The organism is Brevibacterium renqingii, from assembly GCF_017808095.1.
GTDB classification, from domain to species: domain Bacteria; phylum Actinomycetota; class Actinomycetes; order Actinomycetales; family Brevibacteriaceae; genus Brevibacterium; species Brevibacterium renqingii.
The window spans coordinates 398,060-419,583 of sequence record NZ_JADBHG010000001.1 but is presented as its reverse complement, the minus strand read 5'-3'; the positions used below and the strand labels follow the sequence as shown (position 1 = coordinate 419,583).

18 protein-coding genes are annotated in these 21,524 nt (G+C 67.1%); 11 read left to right on the top strand and 7 right to left on the bottom strand.

All coding sequences use genetic code 11. The features are described 5' to 3' along the window. Positions 1–58: 58 nt before the first annotated feature. On the bottom strand, positions 59–1,279 hold the full coding sequence (locus IIE29_RS01905; RefSeq protein ID WP_209323489.1) for a class I SAM-dependent methyltransferase: 1,221 nt from the start codon (positions 1,277–1,279) through the stop codon (positions 59–61). Between the two features lie 109 nt (positions 1,280–1,388). Here IIE29_RS01905 and rsmA point away from each other — a divergent pair, with 109 nt between their 5' ends. Genes rsmA through IIE29_RS01890 form a run of 3 tightly spaced genes read left to right on the top strand, consistent with a single transcriptional unit; the run spans position 1,389 to position 4,047 of the window. Next, entirely contained in the window at positions 1,389–2,360 is a 972-nt protein-coding gene (rsmA, locus tag IIE29_RS01900) for a 16S rRNA (adenine(1518)-N(6)/adenine(1519)-N(6))-dimethyltransferase RsmA (protein WP_343071759.1), read from the top strand. After that, entirely contained in the window at positions 2,357–3,310 is a 954-nt protein-coding gene (locus IIE29_RS01895; RefSeq protein WP_209323488.1) for a 4-(cytidine 5'-diphospho)-2-C-methyl-D-erythritol kinase, read from the top strand. Before rsmA ends, IIE29_RS01895 begins: the two co-directional genes overlap by 4 nt. Further along, positions 3,307–4,047 (top strand): FadR/GntR family transcriptional regulator, encoded by a 741-nt coding sequence (locus tag IIE29_RS01890; RefSeq protein ID WP_246475636.1) that lies wholly within the window; start codon positions 3,307–3,309, stop codon positions 4,045–4,047. The genes IIE29_RS01895 and IIE29_RS01890 overlap by 4 nt, the downstream gene beginning before the upstream one ends. Before the next feature lie 41 nt (positions 4,048–4,088). On the opposite strand, the gene IIE29_RS01885 is transcribed toward IIE29_RS01890, so the two are convergent. Both IIE29_RS01885 and IIE29_RS01880 read right to left on the bottom strand, forming a co-directional pair. After that, positions 4,089–5,492 (bottom strand): GntP family permease, encoded by a 1,404-nt coding sequence (locus tag IIE29_RS01885; RefSeq protein ID WP_209323487.1) that lies wholly within the window; start codon positions 5,490–5,492, stop codon positions 4,089–4,091. Between the two features lie 62 nt (positions 5,493–5,554). Beyond that, complete coding sequence (locus IIE29_RS01880; RefSeq protein ID WP_209323486.1) at positions 5,555–6,067, bottom strand: gluconokinase; 513 nt, start codon at positions 6,065–6,067, stop codon at positions 5,555–5,557. Positions 6,068–6,192: 125 nt separating this feature from the next. Here IIE29_RS01880 and gndA point away from each other — a divergent pair, with 125 nt between their 5' ends. Beyond that, the gene (gndA, locus tag IIE29_RS01875) at positions 6,193–7,728 is read left to right on the top strand and encodes an NADP-dependent phosphogluconate dehydrogenase (RefSeq protein ID WP_209323485.1); all 1,536 of its coding nucleotides are present in this window, start codon (positions 6,193–6,195) and stop codon (positions 7,726–7,728) included. A gap of 64 nt (positions 7,729–7,792) precedes the next feature. Continuing rightward, complete coding sequence (locus IIE29_RS01870; protein ID WP_209323484.1) at positions 7,793–8,935, top strand: aminotransferase class V-fold PLP-dependent enzyme; 1,143 nt, start codon at positions 7,793–7,795, stop codon at positions 8,933–8,935. A gap of 182 nt (positions 8,936–9,117) precedes the next feature. On the opposite strand, the gene IIE29_RS01865 is transcribed toward IIE29_RS01870, so the two are convergent. The 4 genes from IIE29_RS01865 to IIE29_RS01850 all read right to left on the bottom strand — a co-directional run bounded on the left by IIE29_RS01865 (position 9,118) and on the right by IIE29_RS01850 (position 13,996). Beyond that, positions 9,118–10,167, bottom strand: a complete 1,050-nt coding sequence (locus IIE29_RS01865; RefSeq protein ID WP_209323483.1) for a homocysteine S-methyltransferase family protein — start codon at positions 10,165–10,167, stop codon at positions 9,118–9,120. A gap of 175 nt (positions 10,168–10,342) precedes the next feature. Next, on the bottom strand, positions 10,343–11,707 hold the full coding sequence (locus IIE29_RS01860; protein ID WP_209323482.1) for an acyltransferase family protein: 1,365 nt from the start codon (positions 11,705–11,707) through the stop codon (positions 10,343–10,345). A gap of 125 nt (positions 11,708–11,832) precedes the next feature. After that, positions 11,833–12,183 carry a TraR/DksA family transcriptional regulator gene (locus IIE29_RS01855; RefSeq protein ID WP_209323481.1) on the bottom strand — a complete coding sequence of 117 codons (351 nt, stop codon included), beginning with the start codon at positions 12,181–12,183 and terminating at the stop codon, positions 11,833–11,835. Position 12,184: 1 nt separating this feature from the next. Further along, on the bottom strand, positions 12,185–13,996 hold the full coding sequence (locus IIE29_RS01850) for an ABC-F family ATP-binding cassette domain-containing protein (RefSeq protein ID WP_209323480.1): 1,812 nt from the start codon (positions 13,994–13,996) through the stop codon (positions 12,185–12,187). 326 nt (positions 13,997–14,322) lie between these two features. Between IIE29_RS01850 and IIE29_RS01845 the strand changes: the two genes are divergently transcribed. From IIE29_RS01845 to IIE29_RS01820, 6 genes are all read left to right on the top strand, one after another. Continuing rightward, positions 14,323–15,390 (top strand): BMP family lipoprotein, encoded by a 1,068-nt coding sequence (locus IIE29_RS01845; protein WP_343071758.1) that lies wholly within the window; start codon positions 14,323–14,325, stop codon positions 15,388–15,390. Between the two features lie 74 nt (positions 15,391–15,464). Then, the gene (locus IIE29_RS01840) at positions 15,465–17,078 is read left to right on the top strand and encodes an ABC transporter ATP-binding protein (RefSeq protein WP_209323478.1); all 1,614 of its coding nucleotides are present in this window, start codon (positions 15,465–15,467) and stop codon (positions 17,076–17,078) included. After that, positions 17,075–18,307 carry an ABC transporter permease gene (locus IIE29_RS01835; protein WP_209323477.1) on the top strand — a complete coding sequence of 411 codons (1,233 nt, stop codon included), beginning with the start codon at positions 17,075–17,077 and terminating at the stop codon, positions 18,305–18,307. The genes IIE29_RS01840 and IIE29_RS01835 overlap by 4 nt, the downstream gene beginning before the upstream one ends. Before the next feature lies 1 nt (position 18,308). Beyond that, a complete protein-coding gene (locus tag IIE29_RS01830) occupies positions 18,309–19,592 on the top strand; it encodes an ABC transporter permease (RefSeq protein ID WP_209323476.1) in 1,284 nt (427 codons plus the stop codon). Positions 19,593–19,664: 72 nt separating this feature from the next. Beyond that, a complete protein-coding gene (locus IIE29_RS01825) occupies positions 19,665–20,156 on the top strand; it encodes a cytidine deaminase (RefSeq protein WP_209323475.1) in 492 nt (163 codons plus the stop codon). Between the two features lie 75 nt (positions 20,157–20,231). Then, positions 20,232–21,521 (top strand): thymidine phosphorylase, encoded by a 1,290-nt coding sequence (locus tag IIE29_RS01820; RefSeq protein WP_209323474.1) that lies wholly within the window; start codon positions 20,232–20,234, stop codon positions 21,519–21,521. Positions 21,522–21,524 lie beyond the last annotated feature (3 nt).

Genomic DNA, 21,524 nt, shown 5'->3' with positions numbered 1-21,524 from the left:
GTTCGGGGGTCTCAGCGGCGAGGTCCGGGGAAGCGCGGTTCAGGCACGATCGGCGATGTCATCCCACCGGCTGGGTCAGCAGCACGACGTGGCGTTCGCCGAGGCGGGTGAAGACGAGCGTGGCCTTGTCTCCCTTCGGCAGTTTCAGCTGACGTCGAACCTGGTCGGGCACGATGTCGGCGCCGCGCTTCTTGATCACGACCGAACCGATGCCACGGCTGACCAGCTCCTTGCGCAGGCTCGTGATCTTCGCCGGCAGGACGTCGACGACCTCGTAGGCCGTGACCCCCGCCGAGGCGGGACCGGTCGGTTCGACGTCGGTGGTCAGGTACGCGATCGACGGATGCACCCGGCGTGCCTGCAGCGGGGCGCACAGTGCGGCGACGAGCCCGGCGCGCACGATCGCGCCATCGGGTTCGAGCAGATAGGAGCCCAGTTCGCCGATGCCCGCCTCGTCCTCGTCGGGCAGATCGTCCTCGTGCACGAGGAGCGTGCGCTCGCCCATGACGAGGGCTCCGCGACCGGGACGCTGCCGGGCCGCACCGAAGTAGAGGCAGACCTCGACGACCTCACCATTGTGAGAGACCCACTGCGCCTCGGCTTCAGCCGGGACGAGTCCGTGGTCGAGGGCCGGGCCGAGCTTGACCCCGGCCGCTTTGGCCTTCAGCGCCTTGTCGACGACCCAGGACAGAGACGGTGAGAAGGCCTCGGGGTCGGTGATCCGGGCGGTCGACCCGCGGCGGTCGGCCTTGCCGACCGTCCGCCGGGCCGGGTCGAACCACAGAGCGTCGAAGCCGTCGAGGTCGACGTCCTCGGCGCGAGCGTGTTCGACCTCGGCATCGGGCAGGTGGCGGAGGTTGAAGGCGGCGAGGGCGGCGGTGACCTCATCGGCGTCGACGGCGCTGACCTGCGCGCCCATCCCGGAGAAGGCGATGGAATCCGCACCGATCCCGCACCCGAGGTCGGCGATGCGGATCGTGTCATCCTCCGACGCCTCACCGAGGAGACGGCGGGCGTGGTGGGCGGCCACCGGCAGGCGGGTGGCCTGAGCGAGCCCGTCGCGGGTGAAGAGCATGTCATCGGCGAAGGGGCCGAGCTTCGCGGCCGCTTCCTTCCGCAGCCTCGCCTGTGTCAGCAGCGCGGCGGTCACCTCGGCGGAGTAGCCCTCTTTCCGCAGGGCTGATGACCGGGCGAGCTCGTCGCCGGGCAGGTCGTCGATGTGATCGAGCCGGTCGAGGACGGCGACGTCGAGCAGTTCGGTCAGAGTCTGCGGATCCATAGGCTTCACCTTATCGTCCGTGATGGCCGGCACCCCATCCTCGGCGAGTGTCCGAAGCGCCGGACGCGAGATGATTGTGCCGGCCGGGCAGTGCTGTAAGTTGTTGGCTGTGACGTTATTGACCGCCCGCGACATACGCGAGACAGCCGCTGACATCGGTCTGCGCCCGACGAAGCAGAAGGGGCAGAACTTCGTCATCGACCCCAATACCGTGCGCTCGATCGTCACCGCGGCCGGACTCGAGGAGGACTCGAACGTCGTCGAGATCGGTCCCGGACTCGGCTCGCTCACCCTCGGTCTGCTCGAAGCCGGGCACAGCGTCACCGCTGTCGAGATCGACGAGGTGCTCGCGGCCAGACTGCCGGCCACCGTGGAGAAGTTCGCCGGCACCGAGGCGGCCGATCGTCGCCCGGACGCCGACACCGCCGCGCGTGGTGCCGCCTCGGGGGCTGCTCGCTTCTCACTCGTCAACGCCGATGCCCTCACCGTCACCGAACTGCCCGGACCGGATGGGACCGACGCGGGGAACCATCCCGATGCGCTCGTGGCCAACCTGCCCTACAACGTGGCCGTGCCCGTGTTGCTGCACTTCCTCGAGACCTTCCCGAGCCTGAAGTCGGTGCTCGTCATGGTTCAGCTCGAGGTCGCCGAAAGGCTTGCCGCGGCCCCCGGGTCCCGCACCTACGGTGTGCCCAGCGTCAAGGCACAATGGTACGGAGACGTGCGCTTGGCCGGTCGGATCGGCAAGAACGTGTTCTGGCCGGCCCCGAACATCGACTCGGGACTCGTCCGCATCGATGTCACCCGCACCGAGCGCGAATCCGCGCGGCGACGTCGCCTCTTCACTCTCATCGACGCGGCCTTCGCCCAACGCCGCAAGACCCTGCGCGCCGCCCTGTCCGGGTGGGCGGGCAGCCCGCAGAGAGCCGAAGAGCTGCTGCTGGCCGCCGGCATCGACCCCAAGACCCGCGGGGAAGCACTCTCGGTCGTTGATTTCGAACGCCTGGCCGACGTCGAGGCTCCCGGTCACCTCCAGGGAAGCGACACCGACGCGGACTCGGGCGAAGGGAACCGGCGATGACCACGCCGCTGCGCTCGCGTTCGACGACCCGCGCCCCGGTGAAGGTCCAGGCGCCGGGGAAGATCAACATCCACCTCGGTGTCGGAGGGGCGACCGCGGAGGGGTATCACGAACTCGCGACCGTATTCCAGGCGCTCAACCTCGGCGAGACGCTCACCCTCATCCCCGGCGGGACGGGGTCGATCATCGTCCAGGGACGCTACGCGGGTTCCGCGGTCCCGGCCGATGAGACGAACCTCGCGCGTCGAGCCATCGACCTCCTCATCGCCGCTCTCGAGGACGAGCGCGACGTCGACGTGCTGCGCGGCATCGACATCGTCATCGACAAACAGGTGCCCGTGGCCGGGGGAATGGGTGGGGGATCGGCCGATGCGGCCGCCGCCCTCGTCGGGGCAGCCCACCTCGTCGGGGGAGTGGCCGAAGACGTCCTCCACGACTGCGGGGTGGCCGTCGGCGCCGACGTCGCCTTCCTCCTGCGCGGGGGCACGGCCGTCGGCCATGGTCGCGGGGAGAGGCTCAGCCCCGTGCTCACCCGCGGAACCTTCCACTGGGTGATGGCCACCTCGGCGAGGCAGCTGCCGACCCCGGATGTCTACGCACGCTTCGATGAGCTCAACCCCGACCCCGCGCCTGCCGAGATCCCCGCCGGAGTGCTCACGGCACTGGCCGCGGGCGACCCCGATGCGCTCGCGGCATCCGCAGCGAACGACCTCACCGAGGCGGCCGTGTCCTTCATGCCCGAGATCGCCGAGGTGATGGAGGCCGGGCGCGCCGCCGGCGCGCTGCTGCCGCTGCTGAGCGGTTCGGGGCCGACGATCGGATTCCTCGCCCGCGATGCCCGCCACGCACTCGACCTGGCGGTGCTGCTGCAGGCCACGCGCGGCGTCAACGAGGCACTGCGTGCGACCGGGCCGGCGCCCGGGGCGCAAGTGGTGGACATCGTCGGATGACCGGTCAGACAGAGGGCCCGATGAACCGCAGGAACCTCCATGAGCGCCTGCGGGACCAGATCGGGCAGGACATCGTCGCGGGCCGGCTGGCCGCCGGCACCATTATCAAGGCCGAAGATCTCAGAGCCCGCTACGACGTCTCCCTGTCGGTCGTGCGGGAAGTCGTGCGCGTCCTCGAATCGCTCGGCATGCTCCGGCCCGTCCGCCGGGTCGGGCTGGTCGTGCTCGCCATGGATGAGTGGATGCTGCTCGACCCGCTCGTCATCCGCTGGCGGATGACCCAGGCCCCGGCCCGGCAGCTGCGCTCGCTGACCGAGCTGCGCGTGGCCATCGAACCAGAGGCCGCCTGCCTCGCGGCACAGCACGCGCCGGCCGAGGCCGCCGAGGAGATCATGCGCCTGGCCGCCCGGATGCGCTCGACCGGCAGGAACGGCGACGTCGAGTCCTTCCTCGAAGCCGATGTCGCCTTTCACCGCGCCGTGCTAGGCGCCGGGGGCAATGAGCTCTTCGCCGCCTTCGACACGGTCATCGGCGAGATCCTCACCGGTCGCACCGGCGCAGGCCTGATGCCGCAGTACCCGCACCCGGACGCCCTCCAGTGGCACTTCGACGTCGCTGACGCCATCGGGCGGCAGCAGTCCGGGCGCGCGAAAGAGGCGATGTACAAGATCGTCGCGAAGGCCGATGACGAGATGAGCGGCGTCTGGGCCGACGAACCCCGCGGCCCGAGGCGCTGAGGTCCGAGCGACTCGGACCGCGTGCTCACCCGAACGCGGCCTCAGAACAGGCTGACGACCCCGTAGAGGATAAGGCTGAGAGCGAAGCCGACGAGGCCGAGGATCGTCTGTCCGACCGTCCAGGTCTTCAGCGTCGTCTTCGTGTCCATGCCGAAGAAGCGCGAGACGAGCCAGAACCCGGAGTCGTTGACGTGGCTGGCGAAGACTGAGCCCGCTGCCAGCGAGAGCACGATGGCGACGACCTGCAGGCTGGAGAAATCCGGATTGCCCACGATGATCGGCTGCACGAGCGCAGCCGCGGTCGTCAGGGCCACCGTGGCCGAACCCTGCGCGATGCGCACGATCGCGGCGATGACGAAGCCTGCGACGATGACGGGCAGCCCCAGCGCGGCGAGGGAATCGGCGAGCGAATCGCCGATTCCGCTGGCGCGCAGGACACCGCCGAACATTCCGCCCGCACCGGTGATGAGGACGATGGAGCAGACGGGGCCGAGCGCGGAGTCGACGACGTTCTCGACCAGCGACCGGTCCTTGCTCTGGTGCCAGCCGAGCAGCCACATCGCGATGACGACGGTGATGAGCAGTGCGATCGGGGTCTCGCCCAGCAGGCGCAGCGAGGTGACCGCTGTCGCTTCGGCATCGACCCAACCGGCCTGCCCGGCGAAGTCGAGGCCGGTGTTGAGGAAGATGAGCACGAGAGGGAGCACGAGGAGGAAGACGACATGCGACAGCTTCGGCTTCGAGGCGAATTCCGCGAACTCGTCATTCTTCCCGCCCGAGAGGACATCGGGGACCGCCACGTCTATGCGCTTGCCGACGAAGACCCCGAACAGATAGCCCGTGAGATACCAAGCAGGGATCGCGACGATGAGACCGCAGATGAGCACGAGCCCGACATTCGCACCGAGCAGGCCCGAGGCGGCCACCGGGCCGGGGTGCGGCGGCACGAAGATGTGCATCGCGGAGAACGCCATCGCCGCGGGCATGGCGTAGAGGAGCAGGGAGCCGCCGAGGCGGCGCGCGATCGTGAAGATGATCGGCAGCATGACGACGAGGCCGGCGTCGAAGAAGATCGGGAAGCCGAAGAGCAGAGAGGTCACGCCGAGAGCCAAGGGGGCGCGTTTCTCACCGAAGAGCCTGATCAGGGCATCGGTGAGCACCTCGGCGCCGCCGGAGAGCTCGAGCATGCGACCGAGCATCGCACCGAGTCCGACGAGCAGAGCCACGCTGGCCAGGGTGGAGCCGAAGCCGTCATAGAGGACATCGATGAGGTCGCCGGGCCGGATGCCGGACGCCAGGGCGGTGAGCACGCTGACGATGACGAGGGCGATGAAGGCGTGGAGCCGGGCCCGGATGATGAGCAGGAGCAGCAGGGCGATGGCCGCAGCGGCGAGTGCGAGGAGTGCCGGCGCGGACAGGGTCCAGGCCAATTCGATATCGGTCATTGTTCCTCTTCCTTGAGGTCAGAGCGTCGGAGGGACGAGCGGGAGGTCGGACGGCCGCACGGTCACGAGGTCAGGTGGTCGACGGCTTCGAGGATCGCGTGCAGAACCTCGGGGATCGGATGGTCGACGTCGACGATGGCATGGGCCTCCTCGTCGTCGAGCGGTTCCAGGGTGGCCAGCTGGGAATCGAGCAGGTCCGGGGACATGAATTCGTGGCTGCGGCCGGCCAGGTGAGCGGCGATGACCTCACGTGGGCCGGCGAGGTGGATGAAGATGAGGTCGGGTGCCGCCTTGCGCAGCAGATCACGGTAGGAGCGTTTGAGCGCGGAGCAGGCAATGACCGGTGCCGGGGCACGGACAGCCTCGGCCGCGACGCTGTCCAGCCAGGGGATGCGGTCCTCATCGGTGAGGGGAGTGCCCGAGTGCATCTTCTGCTTGTTCGCGGCCGAGTGGAGGTCGTCGGCATCGACGAAGCGACGATCGAGGGCCTGCGCCACTTGAGCGCCGAGGACGGTCTTGCCGGTTCCCGAGACACCCATGATGACGAGCGGTGGAAGGGAAGGGTGTTGACCCATATCCGAAACCTCTCGATAAAATATGAAGAGAAACCTATAATCAGGTATTAAAACAGATTTATTGCACCGTAATGCTGGTGGCGAGTGACTGTCAACATCGCCGCTCCCAGGGAAGGGGAATGCTGATGAAGGCCGACATCGCTGTGATCGGGACCGGCGTGATGGGATCGAATCTGGCCCGGAATCTCGCCCGGCAGACGGGTCACCGGGTCGCGGTCTACGACCGCGACGTCGCCCGCGCCACGACGCTGGCCGAGGATTTCCCCGAAGCCGAGTTCATCGTCGCCACCGACCCCGCTGACCTCGCCGACCGGCTCGCCGGGCCGCGGGTGGCCATCCTCATGGTCAACGCCGGGCCCGCCACGGATTCGGCGATCGCCGATCTCGCCGAGGTGTTCGCGCCCGGCGACATCATCGTCGACGGCGGCAACTCGCATTTCCAGGACACCATTGCCCGCGGGGCGCGCCTGACCGGCACGGGCATCGAATTCTGCGGCGTCGGCATCTCCGGGGGAGAGGTCGGTGCCCTGCTCGGCCCCTCACTCATGGTCGGCGGCTCACCGGCCGCCTGGCAGCGTCTGCGCCCGCTGCTCGAACCGATCGCCGCCCGAGCCGAGAGCATCGGCGCCGGTGACGGCGCAACGACCGAAGATCCCGATGCTGCTCCACCCGAGGCTGCGTCGGCTGAGTCCTACCCCTGCGTCGCGCACATCGGCGCCGACGGGGCAGGGCATTTCGTCAAGATGGTCCACAACGGCATCGAATACGCTGATATGCAGCTCATCGCCGAAGCCTTCACCCTCCTGCGTGATGGGTTCGGGATGCAGGCCTCGGAAATCGGCGAGGTGTTCGAGGAGTGGAACGAGGGGGAACTCGAGTCCTACCTCATCGAGATCACCGCCGATGTGCTCGCCCATGTCGATGCGGCCACCGGCCGGGCATTCGTCGATATCGTCGCCGATGCTGCGAAAGCTAAGGGGACCGGAGCGTGGACGGCCCAGACCGGGCTCGCCCTCGGGGTCCCCGCGCCGACCATCGCCGAGGCGGTCTTCTCCAGGTCGCTGTCCTCGGCCGCCGATCTGCGCGCCGAAGGCCCCCGGCTAGCCGGCCCACGTCCGGCAGCGGCGGACGCAGCCGCCTCACCCGTGTCCTCCGACCTCACCGGCGACGAACGCCGGGCCGCGATCGACGAGATCGGACGGGCGCTGCTGCTGGGCAAGGTTATGGCCTATGTGCAGGGATTCCACGAGATCTCGACCGGGGCACGGGAGTACGGCTGGGAGATCGACCTCGGCTCCCTCGCCTCGATCTGGAGGGCCGGATGCATCATCCGGGCGCGCCTGCTCGACCGTGTGGTCGAGGCCTTCGACTCATCGACGCCACCGCAGACGCTGCTGGCCGATGACTATGTCCGCGATGTCGCCGCCCGCTGCCAGACCGCGCTGCGATCCACCGTGGTCCGCGCGATCGGACAGGGCATCGCCGTACCCGGACTGGCCTCGACGCTGTCCTACTATGACGGGCTGCGCAGCGCGGCCGGCAGCGCTGCGCTCATCCAGGCCCAGCGTGACCGCTTCGGTTCGCACACCTATGAGCGCACCGACCGAGAGGGCACATTCCATACCCTGTGGTCCGGGGACCGCAGCGAGGTCCAGCTCTGATCGGTCCGGTCTCACTGCGCGACGACGGTGGCCCGAACGGCGAAGTTGTGACTATGTTAGAGCCATGACTTTGCCACACGAAGATGTTGACCCCGACGGCCTGCTCGAATACTCGGTGGTCTTCACCGACCGATCGCTGAACCACATGTCGAAACGGTTCGTGTCCGTGATGCAGGACATCAACCGCATCCTGCGCTCGGCCTACGACGCCGAAGCCGCTGCCATCGTCCCCGGCGGCGGCAGCTATGCGATGGAGTCCGTGGCCCGTCAGATCGCCACCGGCAAGAAGACGCTCATCGTGCGCAACGGGCTGTTCTCCTTCCGCTGGTCGCAGATCCTCGACGCCGGGAACATCGCTGCCGAGACCACCGTGCTCAAGGCCTCGCCCGTCATCGACGAGCACCAGGCTCCATGGGCGCCGGCCCCCATCGCCGAGGTGGTCGCCGCCATCGAGCGTGAGAAGCCGGAAGTCGTCTTCGCGCCCCATGTCGAAACCGCATCCGGCATGCTGCTGCCCGATGACTACGTCCGCCGAGTCGCCGAGGCTGTGCACGCCGTCGGCGGTCTCTTCGTCCTCGACTGCATCGCCTCGGGTGCGATGTGGGCATCGATGACGGACCTCGGCATCGACGTCCTCATCAGCGCACCGCAGAAGGGCTGGAGCGGATCACCGTGCGCCGGCTACGTCATGCTCAGCGAGAACGGACGCAAGGCGGTCGAGGGCTCCACCTCGTCGAGCTTCTCGATGGACCTGAAGAAGTGGCTGTCCATCGCCGACGAGTACGAACAGGGACGTTCGCCGTACCATGCCACGATGCCCACCGACGCTCTCGCGCACAATGTCGAACTCATGCGCGAGACGGAGGAGCGCGGCTTCGACAAGCTCGAATCGGCTCAGCGGGAACTCGGCGACCGGGTGCGCGCGGTCTTCGCCGAACGCGGTCTGCCCTCGGTGGCCGCCCCGGAATTCGCTTCGCCGAGCGTGGTCGTCGTCCACACCGACAACTCCGAGCTGGCCAGCGGCGCCGACTTCAAGGAGGTCGGAGTCCAGATCGCTGCGGGCGTGCCGCTGCAGTGCGATGAGCCCGAGGACTTCCGGAGTTTCCGCATCGGTCTCTTCGGCCTCGACAAGCTCGGCGACATCGACGGCACTATCGCTCGCCTCGAAGCGGCCCTCGACTCGATCGGCGTGACCGCAGAGAGCTGATCGCGTCTCGACGAATCGACCGCCCGGCGGTCTGCAACACGAACAGTCAGCGCCATAACCCCTCGCTGCAACGGGAGGTTATGGCGCTGACAGTATGTGCTGGCACTGTCGGTGCGAGGCGACACCAGCGGTGAGGGATGCTTCCGGGCCCCTCAGGCGCCCGGTGCTGACCGAGACCGGTCTCAGGCGGTGTCGCCGAGGGCGACGACGTTCTCGGCGAGGCGCTCGTTGTCTCCGTACATGAAGTGGTTGGCCATGTTCTCCGAGAACCGGCTGGCCTCCGTGGTCAGACCGACGGCCTCGGCGACCTCTCGGATGTGCATCGGGGTCGCCCCGCAGCACACGCCGATGTAGTTGACGCCCAGCTCATAGGCTTCCTTGGCGAAGGCGCCGATCTCGTAGCGGTTGGTCTGCAGCGGATCGAGAGCGGTCGGGAAGGTGCGACCGTGCGGGGAGGCCACCTCGGCGCGGGGGTCGGAGAGGTTGAAGAACGTCGGTTCTTCCTGCGTGGTGCGGTAGGGGATGGGCAGGGCGCCGACGTGACAGGACACGGCCGCACGGATCTCGCGCAGCCACGGCAGCATCGTCGCCGGTCCGCGGAAGCAGTTGAGTCCGACGACGTCGACGCCGAGCTGTTCGAGGCGCTGCGCGGTCTCGACGATCCCGACGCCGTCAGCCATCTCCTGGAAGGCCATGGGGGCGAGGGTGAGGACGACCGGCAGGCCGCTGGCCTTCGCGATCTCGGCGGCGGCGATGGCCTCCCCGGCGAAGTAGAAGGTCTCGCCGATGATGAGGTCGGCACCCTCCTCGACGGCCCAGCCGACCATCTCGGCGAACATGCCGCGGACCTCGTTCTGCTTGTCCTCGTCGGCCGGATCCCAGATGTTCGAGTTCGAGATGTTGCCGGCCATGAAGTTGCCCGGCTTCGCATCCGCAACGCTGCGGGCGATCTGCAGAGCAGAGCGGTTGAGCGGCTCGAGCAGGTCCTCCTTGCCGATGACGCGCATCTTCTCGCGATGTCCGTTGTAGGTGAAGGCCTCAACGATGTCCGAACCGGCCCTCTGGAAGTCGACGTGCAGGGATCGCAGAGCATCGGGGAACTCGAGGGCGACCTCGGGGACGAACTCGCCGGCGGACAGGTAGCCGCGCTTCTCGAGTTCGAAGAGGAAGCCCTCGGCGCAGATCACGGGTCCGGCGTCGAGGCGTTGGGTGAGTGCATTGGTCGCGGTCATGGGTGCTCTCCGATTCGATGGTGGGGGATCGTCCATGTCCGGGTATCGACCCGAACTCAGGTATCAAACCATCTTCGGCACTGCGGCGGCCGTCACAATGACATATTCCGTTGTCAGCGTCGCCGCCGAGGCGGCGGAACCGCTTCTCGCCGGGGCGGCGAGGCGGCGGAACCGGTCAGCGGCTTTCGTCGTCCGAGGGCGTGCTGAGGTAGACGGGGAGGCGGCGGTAGCGACCGGCGCTCTCGCCGAGGTGGGGTGTCGCAGAGTTCTCCGCGACGTTGCGGGTCTCCGGCTGCGGCGTTCCCTGCGCGGTCGGCTGGGCGGAGCCGGCCGGCACTTCCTGTGTGCTCCCGTACGCGGCGTTCTGCGGGACCTGGTGCGAGCCGGGAAGCGGATAGTGTTCGAACGGCGCCGGATGGGCCAGGCTCTCCGGGGCGGGATGTTCTGACGCGAGTTGCTCTGACTCCTCGACCCGGTCGCCCAAGACGTCGGGGCCGAGGGAGGACCCGTCGTCGGCTGCGGCCGGCTGGGCCGAGCGCGACTTCGGTCGCAGCATCGAGAAGGGTTTGAGGATGAGTCCCGACGCGGTCGAGCCGTACCAGCGCAGAGCGCGTTCGAACGGCGTCCAGGACAGCACTCCCGTCCAGACGAGGGCGAGAGCCAGGCAGATGATGAAGACGACGGCGTCGGGCAGGACGTCGCGGCTGCCGTCGAGGACGGGTTGGAGGCCGCGGACGACGAAGCCGTGCAGAACGTAGACCGCGAGGCTGTGCTTGCCGATCGTGGCGATGAAATCGTTTCTGTCGCTCAGCCACGACAGCAGCGCCAGGGTCATGAGCACCGCAGCGATGTCCATGATCAGCCGCAGGCCAACACCTTCGGGGACGCTGACGGCGAAGTGCGCGAAGTTGAGGCTGCCGTAGAGCCAGTGGTGGTCGACCTGGTCGACGTAGAAGTATCCGACCGTGGCCAGCGCCGCGCAGCTGAGGCCGAGCTTCTGCCAGATCGCCAGGTTCCCGGCCCAGTCGATGATCTGCTTGCCGTAGAGCTTGCCGATGACGAAGAAGGGCCAGAAGGCCATCGTCCGAGCCGCTGACAGCTCTGTGTCGAGGATCGGCAGGATTCCGCCGAAGATGCCCATGCCCAAGGACGCGACGAGCATCGTGCGCGGGAAGCGCTCGATGAAGGGCACCGTGATCATCCACCAGGCCATGGACAGCAGGAACCACGTGTACCAGAACGGAGTGAGCAGGCTGTAGTCGGGATCGAGCCCGAACGCCCACATCCACACCCACATCAGCGGCAGCACCGCGGCGAGGAGGACGAGGAAGGTCAGGACCCTCTCGGGCAGTCGGTTGGACTTCGCCGTGATGCCTGCGAGGAAGACGAAGGCAGGCATGTGGAACGAATAGATGAGGTACATCGGTGCGCCCAGGACAGGCGACTCCCAGGGCGAGGTCCTCGCCAGCAGGTGGCCGAGGACAACCGCGAAGATGAGGATACCTTTGGCACGATCGAGGCGATAGTCACGGGAAGACACCCAGATACATTACCGCATATGACCCGATAACGGTAAAGGTCAGCCTCCGCTCGGGGCCCGAGCATCGGCGTCCGAGGCGCGAGGTCCAGTGGCGGGGCCGGAAGGTCAGTGGCGGGGCCGGAGGGTCAGCGGCCGGCGGCGCAGTCCACGCACCGCGCCGCATAGGGGCGGATCTCCAGCCGAGCCGGGGCGATCGGCCTGCCGCAGTCGACGCAGATGCCGAACCGGCCCTCGTCGAGCCTGGTCACTGCCTCGGCGATCTCCTCCAGCCGGGCGCGGGACTGCTCGAGCAGGGTCGCGGCCTGCGAACGTTCGAAGGCCAGGGTGGACCCTTCCGGGTCGTGTTCGTCATCGCTGTTGTCTCCCTCGCGGGCTTCCGAGACCTCGGCGATGCCGTGGGACAGGGAAGCGATGAGCCGTTCGGCGTCCTCCCGCTCCGAGGCGAGCAGCTCACGCATCCGCTCCTCGTCGACCATCTCAGGCCTCCAGGGCTTCGGTCGCCTCGAGCCAGCGCATCTCGAGCTCGTCGAGTTCGTCCTTGAGCTCCCGCAGCGCGGCCGTGAGCGCGGCCAGGCCTTCGAAGTCGGTCTGGTCGTGCGCGGCCATCTCCTCGTGTTTCTTCTCGATCTGCCCGCCCAGCTTGTCCATCCGACGTTCGATCGAGGCGAGCTCCTTCTTCGCCGCCCGTGCCTGAGCGCCGGTGAGCTTCGCCTCCGCCGAGTCCTCATTCGCCGAGGCGGCCGCGCTCTCACCGGCCCGAGCCGAGGCGGCTGTCCCCGTGCGGTTCTGCTCGGCCCGCAGCCGCAGGTACTCCTCGACCCCGCCGGGAACATGGCGGAGTCCGTGATCGAGGATCGCATACTGCTGATCGGTGACGCGTTCGAGCAGGTAGCGGTCGTGGGAGACGACGATGAGCGTGCCCGGCCAGGAGTCGAGCAGGTCCTCCATCGCGGTGAGCATGTCCGAGTCCACATCATTGGTCGGCTCGTCGAGGATGATGACGTTGGGCTCGGCCATGAGCAGCAGCAGGAGCTGCAGGCGACGCTTCTGCCCGCCGGAGAGCTCCTTGACCCGAGCGGACAGGTGCTCCTTGGCGAAACCGAGCCTCTCGAGCAGCTGCGCGGGAGTGTAGTCCTTGCCCTCGATGGTGAAGGACGTCTTCGACTCGGAGAGGACCTCGCGCACCCGGGAGTCGCTGATGCGTGCCAGGTCCTTGAACTGCTGGTCCAGGACGCCGATCTGCACGGTCTTACCTCGTTTGACCCGCCCTGAATCGGGCTCGATGTCTCCGGAGACGAGACCGAGCAGGGTCGACTTGCCGGCGCCGTTGGGGCCGAGGATCCCGGTCCGCTCGCCGGGACCGATGCGCCAGGTGACATCGTCGAGGATCGGGGTGTCGCCGAAGTGCTTGGACACATCGAGCAGATCGACGACGTCCTTGCCCAGGCGGGCGGTGGCCATCTTCTTCAGCTCGATGGGGTTGCGCACCTCGGGGACATCGGCGATGAGCTGATTGGCTGCCTCGATGCGGAACTTCGGCTTCGAGGTCCGCGCCGGGGCTCCGCGACGCAGCCAGGCGAGCTCTTTACGCATGAGGTTCTGGCGCTTCTGCTCCGTGGCGGCAGCGATCCGGTCGCGTTCGACGCGCTGGAGGACATAGGCCGCATAGCCGCCTTCGAAGGGTTCGACGATGCGGTCGTGGACCTCCCAGGTCTTCGTGCACACCTCGTCGAGGAACCAGCGATCGTGGGTGACCAGCAGCAGGGCACCTGCGTTCTTCGGCCACCGCTTGCGCATGTGCTCGGCCAGCCAGGCGATGCCGTCGACGTCGAGATGGTTCGTCGGTTCGTCGAGGATGAGCATGTCCCAGTCGCCGACGAGCAGCGCGGCCAGGGCCACGCGGCGGCGCTGGCCTCCGGAGAGACTGGCGATCTCCGCGTCCCAGTCGAGGTCGGCGATGAGGCCGGCGATGACGTCGCGGGCGCGGGGGTCGGCGGCCCATTCGTGGTCCGCGGCGTCTCCGACGACGGAGAAGCCGACCGTCGCGTCGTCATCGAGGTCGTCGCTCTGGCCGAGCATGCCCAGGCGCAGTCCGCCGCGGTAGGTCACGCGTCCGGAGTCGGGTTCGATGGTGCCGGCGAGCATGCCGAGCAGACTCGACTTGCCGTCGCCGTTGCGGCCGACGATGCCGATCATGTCACCGGTCTCGACGCCGAGGGCGACGGAGTCGAAGACGACGCGAGTGGGGTATTCGAGATGGAGGGCTTCGGCCCCGAGCAGATGTGCCATAACACCCTCCAGCCTAGTTCACCGCGCAGAGGCGGCTGTGCACGGGCGAGCCGGGCTCCGGGGCCCGGGATCTGCCCCGGCGTCTCAAACACAAGCCGATGCGCGTTCGCATTTCGGACGTGAGCGGGTCTCGCGTGACGGATTATTGCGTTTTCATATCGGTGTCCGCGATTGTCGTGCTAGCTGAGCTTCCGAGGGGTCGAGAGTGCATTAGACTGACCGGAACTCACCAAAATATGACAGATCGTCCAGTGGTTTCACATCTTCGGCAGGGGCAGTCAGGGGCCTCGACCGTGTCCGCTGTCTGTGTTCAGAAAAGAGAAAACGTGAAGAAGCTCGCTTCAGCGGTGTCGATCATCGCCGCATCAGCCCTTGTGCTCTCGGCCTGTGGTTCGGGCGAAGGCGGAGAGTCCGGATCCGACTACCTCGCCTGCATGGTCTCGGACTCCGGTGGTTGGGACGACCAGTCGTTCAACCAGTCGGGCAAGGAGGGGCTGGAGAACGCGGTGAAGAACCTCGGCATCGAGGAGAAGGACGCGGAGTCGCAGGGCGACGCGGACTTCAAGCCGAACGTCGACAACATGGTCCAAGCCGGCTGCAACCTCACATTCGGCGTCGGATTCCTCCTCGAGGACACGATCCAGGAAGCTGCGGAGTCGAACCCCGACCTCAACTTCGCGCTCATCGACTCCACGTTCTCCGATGCCGACGGCAAGCCCGTGACCATCGACAACGCCAAGCCTGTCGTCTTCAACACCGCAGAGGCGGCGTTCCTCGCGGGCTACGTTGCGGCCGCGACCTCGGAGTCGGGCAAGGTCGGCACCTTCGGCGGTATCCAGATCCCCTCGGTGACGATCTTCATGGACGGCTTCGCCGATGGTGTGGATAAGTTCAACGAGGACAACAAGAAGGACGTCAAGCTCCTCGGCTGGAACAAGGAGAAGCAGGACGGCTCGTTCTCCGGTGACTTCGAGAACCAGGGCCAGGGCCAGGAACTGACCAAGCAGCTCATCTCCCAAGGCGCCGATGTCATCATGCCGGTCGCCGGCCCCGTCGGCCTCGGTGCCGCCGCAGCCGCGAAGGAAGCCGGCGATACCAAGCTCGTGTGGGTCGACTCCGACGGCTACGAGTCGACCGAATACGGCGACATCATCCTCACCTCGGTCGTCAAGGAGATCGCCAACGCCGTCGAGGACACCATCAAGGAAGGCACGAAGGACAAGTTCACCAACGAGCCCTATATCGGCACCCTCGAGAACGAAGGCGTCGGACTCGCCCCGTACCACGACTTCGAGGACAAGGTGCCCGAAGATGTGAAGAAGGAAGTCGAAGAGCTCAAGAAGCAGATCATCGACGGTTCCCTGACCGTCGAGTCGGAGAGCACGCCGAAATAAGCTCGTCGGTCAGACTGCAGGGCTGCGTTCGCTCGGCCCTGCAGTCTTCAACTTTGTGAGGAGTGCTGCGAGCAGTGAGACTCGAGCTTCGCGGGATGACCAAGGTGTTCGGATCGTTTGTGGCCAATGACCACATCGATCTCACTATCGAACCGGGCGAGATCCATGCCCTGCTGGGTGAGAACGGCGCGGGCAAATCCACCATGATGAACGTCCTCTACGGACTCTACGACGCCGATGGGGGAGAGATCCTCATCGACGACGAGCCGGTGAGGTTCTCCGGCCCCGGGGACGCCGTGGCCGCCGGCATCGGCATGGTCCACCAGCATTTCATGCTCGTGCCTGTGTTCACCGTTGCCGAGTCCGTGGCGCTGGGGTACGAACCGACGAAGAGCCTCGGGCTCCTCGACATCGCACAGGCGCGGAAGAAGGTCATCGAGATCTCCTCGCGCTTCAATTTCAATATCGACCCCGACGCCCTCATCGAAGACCTGCCCGTCGGTGCGCAGCAGCGCGTCGAGATCATCAAAGCCCTGTCCCGCGACGCAGAGATCCTCATCCTCGACGAGCCCACCGCTGTGCTCACTCCGCAGGAGACCGACGAGCTCATCTCGATCATGCGCCAGCTCAAGGAGCAGGGCACATCGATCGTGTTCATCACCCACAAACTCCGTGAGGTCCGAGCGATTGCCGACTCGATCACCGTCATCCGCCGCGGGAAGATCGTCGGCGAGGCCTCCCCGGAATCGACCGAGGCCGAACTGGCCAGTCAGATGGTCGGCCGCGCCGTGTCCCTGACGACGGAGAAGGACGAGGCCGATCCCGGCGATGCGACCTTCCAAGTGCGCGGTCTCACCGTCGTCGACAAGGCCGAGAACGTCGTCGTCGACGATGTGTCCTTCGACGTCCGCCGCGGTGAGATCCTCGCCGTCGCCGGTGTCCAGGGCAATGGGCAGACGGAGCTCGCCGAGACGATCGTCGGCCTGACCGAACCGCGGCTGGGCACGATCACCCTCGACGGGAAGGATCTCGTCGGCGAATCCGTGAAGAACCGCCTCGGCGCGGGCATCGGCTTCGTGCCCGAGGACCGGTCGACCGATGGCATCATCGCCGAATTCGCGATCCGCGAGAACATGATCCTCGACGTCTACGACCGGGAGCCCTATGCCAAAGGGCTCAATCTCAAACCGAAGGTGATCACCGCAGAGGCCAAGAGCAAGGTCGAGGAGTTCGACATCCGTCTCGGCAGCGCCGCCGACCCGATCGCGACGCTCTCCGGCGGCAACCAGCAGAAGGTCGTGCTGTCGAGGGAGCTGGGTCGGCAGCTGCGGCTGTTCATCGCCAGCCAGCCCACGCGCGGACTCGACGTCGGATCGATCGAGTTCGTGCACAAGCGCGTCATCGCCGAACGCGACTCCGGCACTCCGTGCATCATCGTCTCGACCGAGCTCGACGAGGTCTACGGGCTCGCCGATCGCATCGCCGTGATGTATTCCGGCCGCATCGTCGGCATCGTCGGCCCCGACACCTCGCGGGAGGCGCTGGGCCTGATGATGGCCGGCGTGCCGGCCGAGGAAGCGCTGGCCGCGACGGATGCGGAGGCCGCTTCGGCCGACGAGCCCGCCGCCACCTCGGCGGGACCTGCGGATGACGACTCAGCCCCCACCTCGGCGGAGGAGACCGAATGACGACTGATATCTCACCGGCGGCACCATCACCGGCACCGCCGCCGGAAGCCGAGGCCGAAGACGGCCGGCAGCAGAACCTGCTGCAGGAGATCCTGTCCGGCTCGTGGCTGGTCTCGCTGCTGGCGATCGTGCTCGCCCTGCTGCTCGGCGGTGTCCTCATCGCCGTGTCGAACGCGGAGGTCGTCGCGGCGGCGGAGAACTTCTTCGCCGCGCCCGGAGAGTTCTTCTCCACTCTGTTCTCGACCGTCGGCAACGCATATTCGGCGCTGTTCCGGGGAGCCGTCTTCGACTGGGATGCGCGCACTGCCGAACGTGCGATCCGTCCGCTGACCGAATCGATGGTCTCGGGCACGCCGCTCATCCTCACCGGACTCGGCATCGCGCTGGCCTTCCGCTGCGGTCTGTTCAACATCGGCGGTCAGGGCCAGGTCATCCTCGGCGCGACGATCGCCGGATTCCTCGGCTATGCGCTGAGCCTGCCTCCGATCGTCCACATGCTCATCGCCGTCATCGGCGGCATCGTCGGCGGAGCGATCTGGGCCGGGATCGCCGGCGTCCTCAAGGCACGCACGGGAGCCAACGAGGTCATCGTGACGATCATGCTCAACTCGATCGCCGGCTATGCGCTGGGATATCTGCTCAAGCAGAACTGGTTCACCCACACCGCCTCGGCGAACCCGCAGTCGCGCGTGATCGACGATTCCGCGCAGATGTTCCTGCTCCTGCCGCCGCCGTTCCGCCTCCACTTCGGTTTCGTCCTCGCGATCCTCGCCACGGTCTTCGTGTGGTGGCTGCTGGAGCGCTCGACCATCGGCTTCGAGTTCAAGGCCGTGGGCGCGAACCCGCACGCCGCACGCACAGCCGGCATCTCCGTATCCAAGGTCACCGTGACCGTGATGATCGTCGCCGGCGCTCTGGCCGGACTCGGCGGCGCGGCACAGGTGCTCGGCACCGAATTCAAACTCACCGGCGGCATCAGCGGCTCGATCGGCTTCGACGCCATCACCGTGGCCCTGCTGGGACGGTCGAAGCCGTTGGGCACCTTCCTCGCCGGTCTGCTCTTCGGCGCGTTCAAGGCCGGCGGCTACCTCATGCAGTCGCAGACCGGCACGCCGATCGACATCGTGCTCGTCGTCCAGTCCGTCATCGTGCTGCTCATCGCGGCCCCGCCCCTGGTGAGGTCGATCTTCCGGTTGCCCACGCCGGTGCTCAAGCGGAAGGAGGACTGAGATGACTGCTCAGACCGTGGAAACCACATCCTCGACCCACGCGAAGGTCGTGGCTCCCATCGCCTGGAAGTTCCCGATCGTCTACTCGATCCTGGCACTGGTGTCCTTCGTCTTCTTCGGCCTCATCGGCCGTGACGGTGAGACGACCTTCCGGGTCGCCAGCGGCGGAGACCTCTTCGCCATCCCCGACCTCGTCGTGTCCTCGACCGCCGCAGGCCTGACCCTGGGCATCCTGCTCGTGATCATGGCCGCAGTGTCGGTCTACGTGGCGATGCGGCGGTTGAGCATCGGCTCCTGGTTCCCGATGCTCTTCGGCATCCTCTTCGTCCTCTCCTTCCTCGCCTGGGCCGGTGGCGGCTCCGGCGGTGTGATCCCGCTGACGACGCTGCTGGCCGGAGCCCTCGCCCTGTCGGTGCCGCTCATCTTCGGCGCCATGTGCGGCCTCGTCGGCGAACGTTCGGGCATCATCAACATCGCCATCGAGGGTCAGCTGCTGGCCGGCGCCTTCCTCGCCGCCGTCGTCGCCTCGGTGGTGAAGAACCCCTATGCGGGTCTGCTCGCCGCCCCGATCGCCGGTGCCCTCGTCGCCGTGATCCTCACCTTCTTCGCGGTGAAGTACTGGGTCAACCAGATCATCATCGGCGTCGTTCTCAACGTCCTCGTCGTCGGAGTCACGAGCTTCCTCTACTCGACGGTGCTCACCGAGGACCCCGGTCTGTGGAACTCCCGCCAGAAGCTGCCGGACCTGCCCATCCCGCTGCTGTCCGACATCCCCGTGCTCGGGCGAGTGCTGTTCGACCAGAACATCCTCGTCTACATCATGTACGTCGTCGTCATCGCCCTCCAGATCTTCGTCTTCCGGTCGAAGTGGGGTCTGCGGATGCGCGCGGTCGGCGAGCATCCGAAGGCCGCCGACACCGTCGGCATCAAGGTCAACCTCACCCGAGTGCGCAACACGCTGCTCGCCGGCGCCATCGCCGGCCTCGGCGGAGCCTTCTTCACGGTCGGCTCAGGACTGGCCTTCGGCAAGGAGATGTCGGCCGGACAGGGGTACATCGCCCTGGCCGCGATGATCCTGGGCAAATGGAACCCGAAGGGCGCGCTGATGGCCGCTCTGCTGTTCGGCTTCTCCAAGAGCCTCGGCAACACGCTGCAGTCCATCGGCACCCCCGTGGCCAATGAGCTGCTGCTCATGCTCCCCTACATCGTCACCGTCTTCGCCGTCGCCGGGTTCGTCGGTCGGGTCAGACCGCCCGCCGCGGAAGGCGTCCCCTACGTGAAGTGACCACCCCTGATGTGACATGACACCACTCCTCGAGAACCGAACAGTCGCACCGACGAAGGAAGAAGCATCCCCATGACCGTCCCCGACACCGACGCCTCCGAACACGTCTGGAGCGAGGAACCGACCCCCGTCTGCCCCGAGGACCTCAGCGAGGGCACCTGGACGCTGCTGCGGGAGGAAGCACAGCGCGCGATGGCGAAGGCCTATGTGCCCTACTCGTCCTATCCCGTGGGAGCGGCGGGCCTCGTCGACGACGGCCGCATCGTCGGCGGCTGCAACATCGAGAACGCCTCCTTCGGCGTCACGCTCTGCGCCGAATGCTCCATGGTCTCCGACCTGTTCATGTCCGGAGGCGGCCGGCTCGTCGCCTTCGACTGCGTCGACGGAGAAGGCAACACACTCGTGCCCTGCGGCCGCTGCCGGCAGCTGCTGTTCGAACACGGGGGCAGCGACCTCATCCTCAACATGCCCAGCGGACGTGCCCCGATGTCCGTGGTGCTGCCCGAGGCGTTCGGGCCGGACCACCTCGGCGCGGGGCGGAGCACGCACAACGCCAAACACTGACGAGCCACGAGGCCGGTCGCATCAGCGATACCGCCGAGGCGGCCGTCCGCACACGATCGACGGAGGATTGAGACAGTGACAGCAGAGGCATTCGACGCAGTCGACGTCATCGCCGCCAAACGCGACGGCCGGGCTCTGAGCAAGGAGCAGATCAACTGGGTGATCGACGCCTACACCCGCGGCGTCGTCGCCGAGGAGCAGATGGCCGCACTGGCCATGGCGATCTTCATCAACGACATGGATCCGTCCGAGATCGCCGACTGGACACAGGCGATGATCGCCTCGGGCGAGCGGATGGACTTCTCCGGCCTGTCCCGACCCACCTCGGACAAGCACTCGACCGGGGGAGTCGGGGACAAGATCACCCTGCCCCTGGCCCCGCTCGTCGCGGTGTTCGACGTCGCCGTCCCGCAGCTGTCCGGTCGCGGCCTCGGCCATACCGGAGGCACGCTCGACAAACTCGAGTCCATCCCCGGCTGGCAGGCGGGACTGAGCAATGACGAGATCCTCGACCAGCTCGAGGACATCGGAGCGGTCATCTGCGCCGCCGGAACCGGTCTGGCCCCGGCGGACAAGAAGCTCTACGCCCTGCGCGACATCACCTCCACGGTCGACTGCATCCCGCTCATCGCCTCATCGATCATGTCGAAGAAGATCGCCGAGGGCACCTCCGGGCTCGTCCTCGACGTCAAGGTCGGCTCCGGGGCATTCATGAAGGACCTCGACAAGGCCGGCCAGCTGGCCCGGACCATGGTCGACCTCGGCAAGTCCGCCGGGGTGAGGACCTCGGCGCTGCTGACAGACATGTCCACACCACTGGGCCTGACGGTCGGCAACGCCCTCGAGGTGCGCGAATCTCTCGAGGTGCTGGCCGGCGGCGGGCCCGCCGATGTCGTCGACCTCACCGTGGCGCTGGCCGAGGAGATGCTGCGCCTGGCCGGCAAGACCGATGTCGATGTGCGCGCCGCGCTGACCGATGGGCGGGCGATGGACAGATGGAACGCCATGATCCGCGCCCAGAACGGCGACCCCGCCGCGGCCCTGCCGGTCGCCGAGCACACCGAGGTCGTCACGGCCTCCGAGACCGGGGTGCTCACGAAGCTGGACGCGCTGAGCATCGGAGTGGCGTCGTGGCGCCTCGGCGCAGGCCGGGCCCGGAAGGAGGATCCGGTGCAGGATGTCGCCGGCATCGAACTCCATGCGAAACCGGGTCAGAACGTCAGCGCCGGTCAGCCGCTCATGACCCTGCACACAGCGACCCCCGAACGCTTCGCCCGCGCCGTCGAATCCCTCGAGACCGCCGTGGAGATCGGTGGGGACACCGCCTCGGTGCCGGAATCGATCGTGTTCGAGAAGATCAGCTGAGAC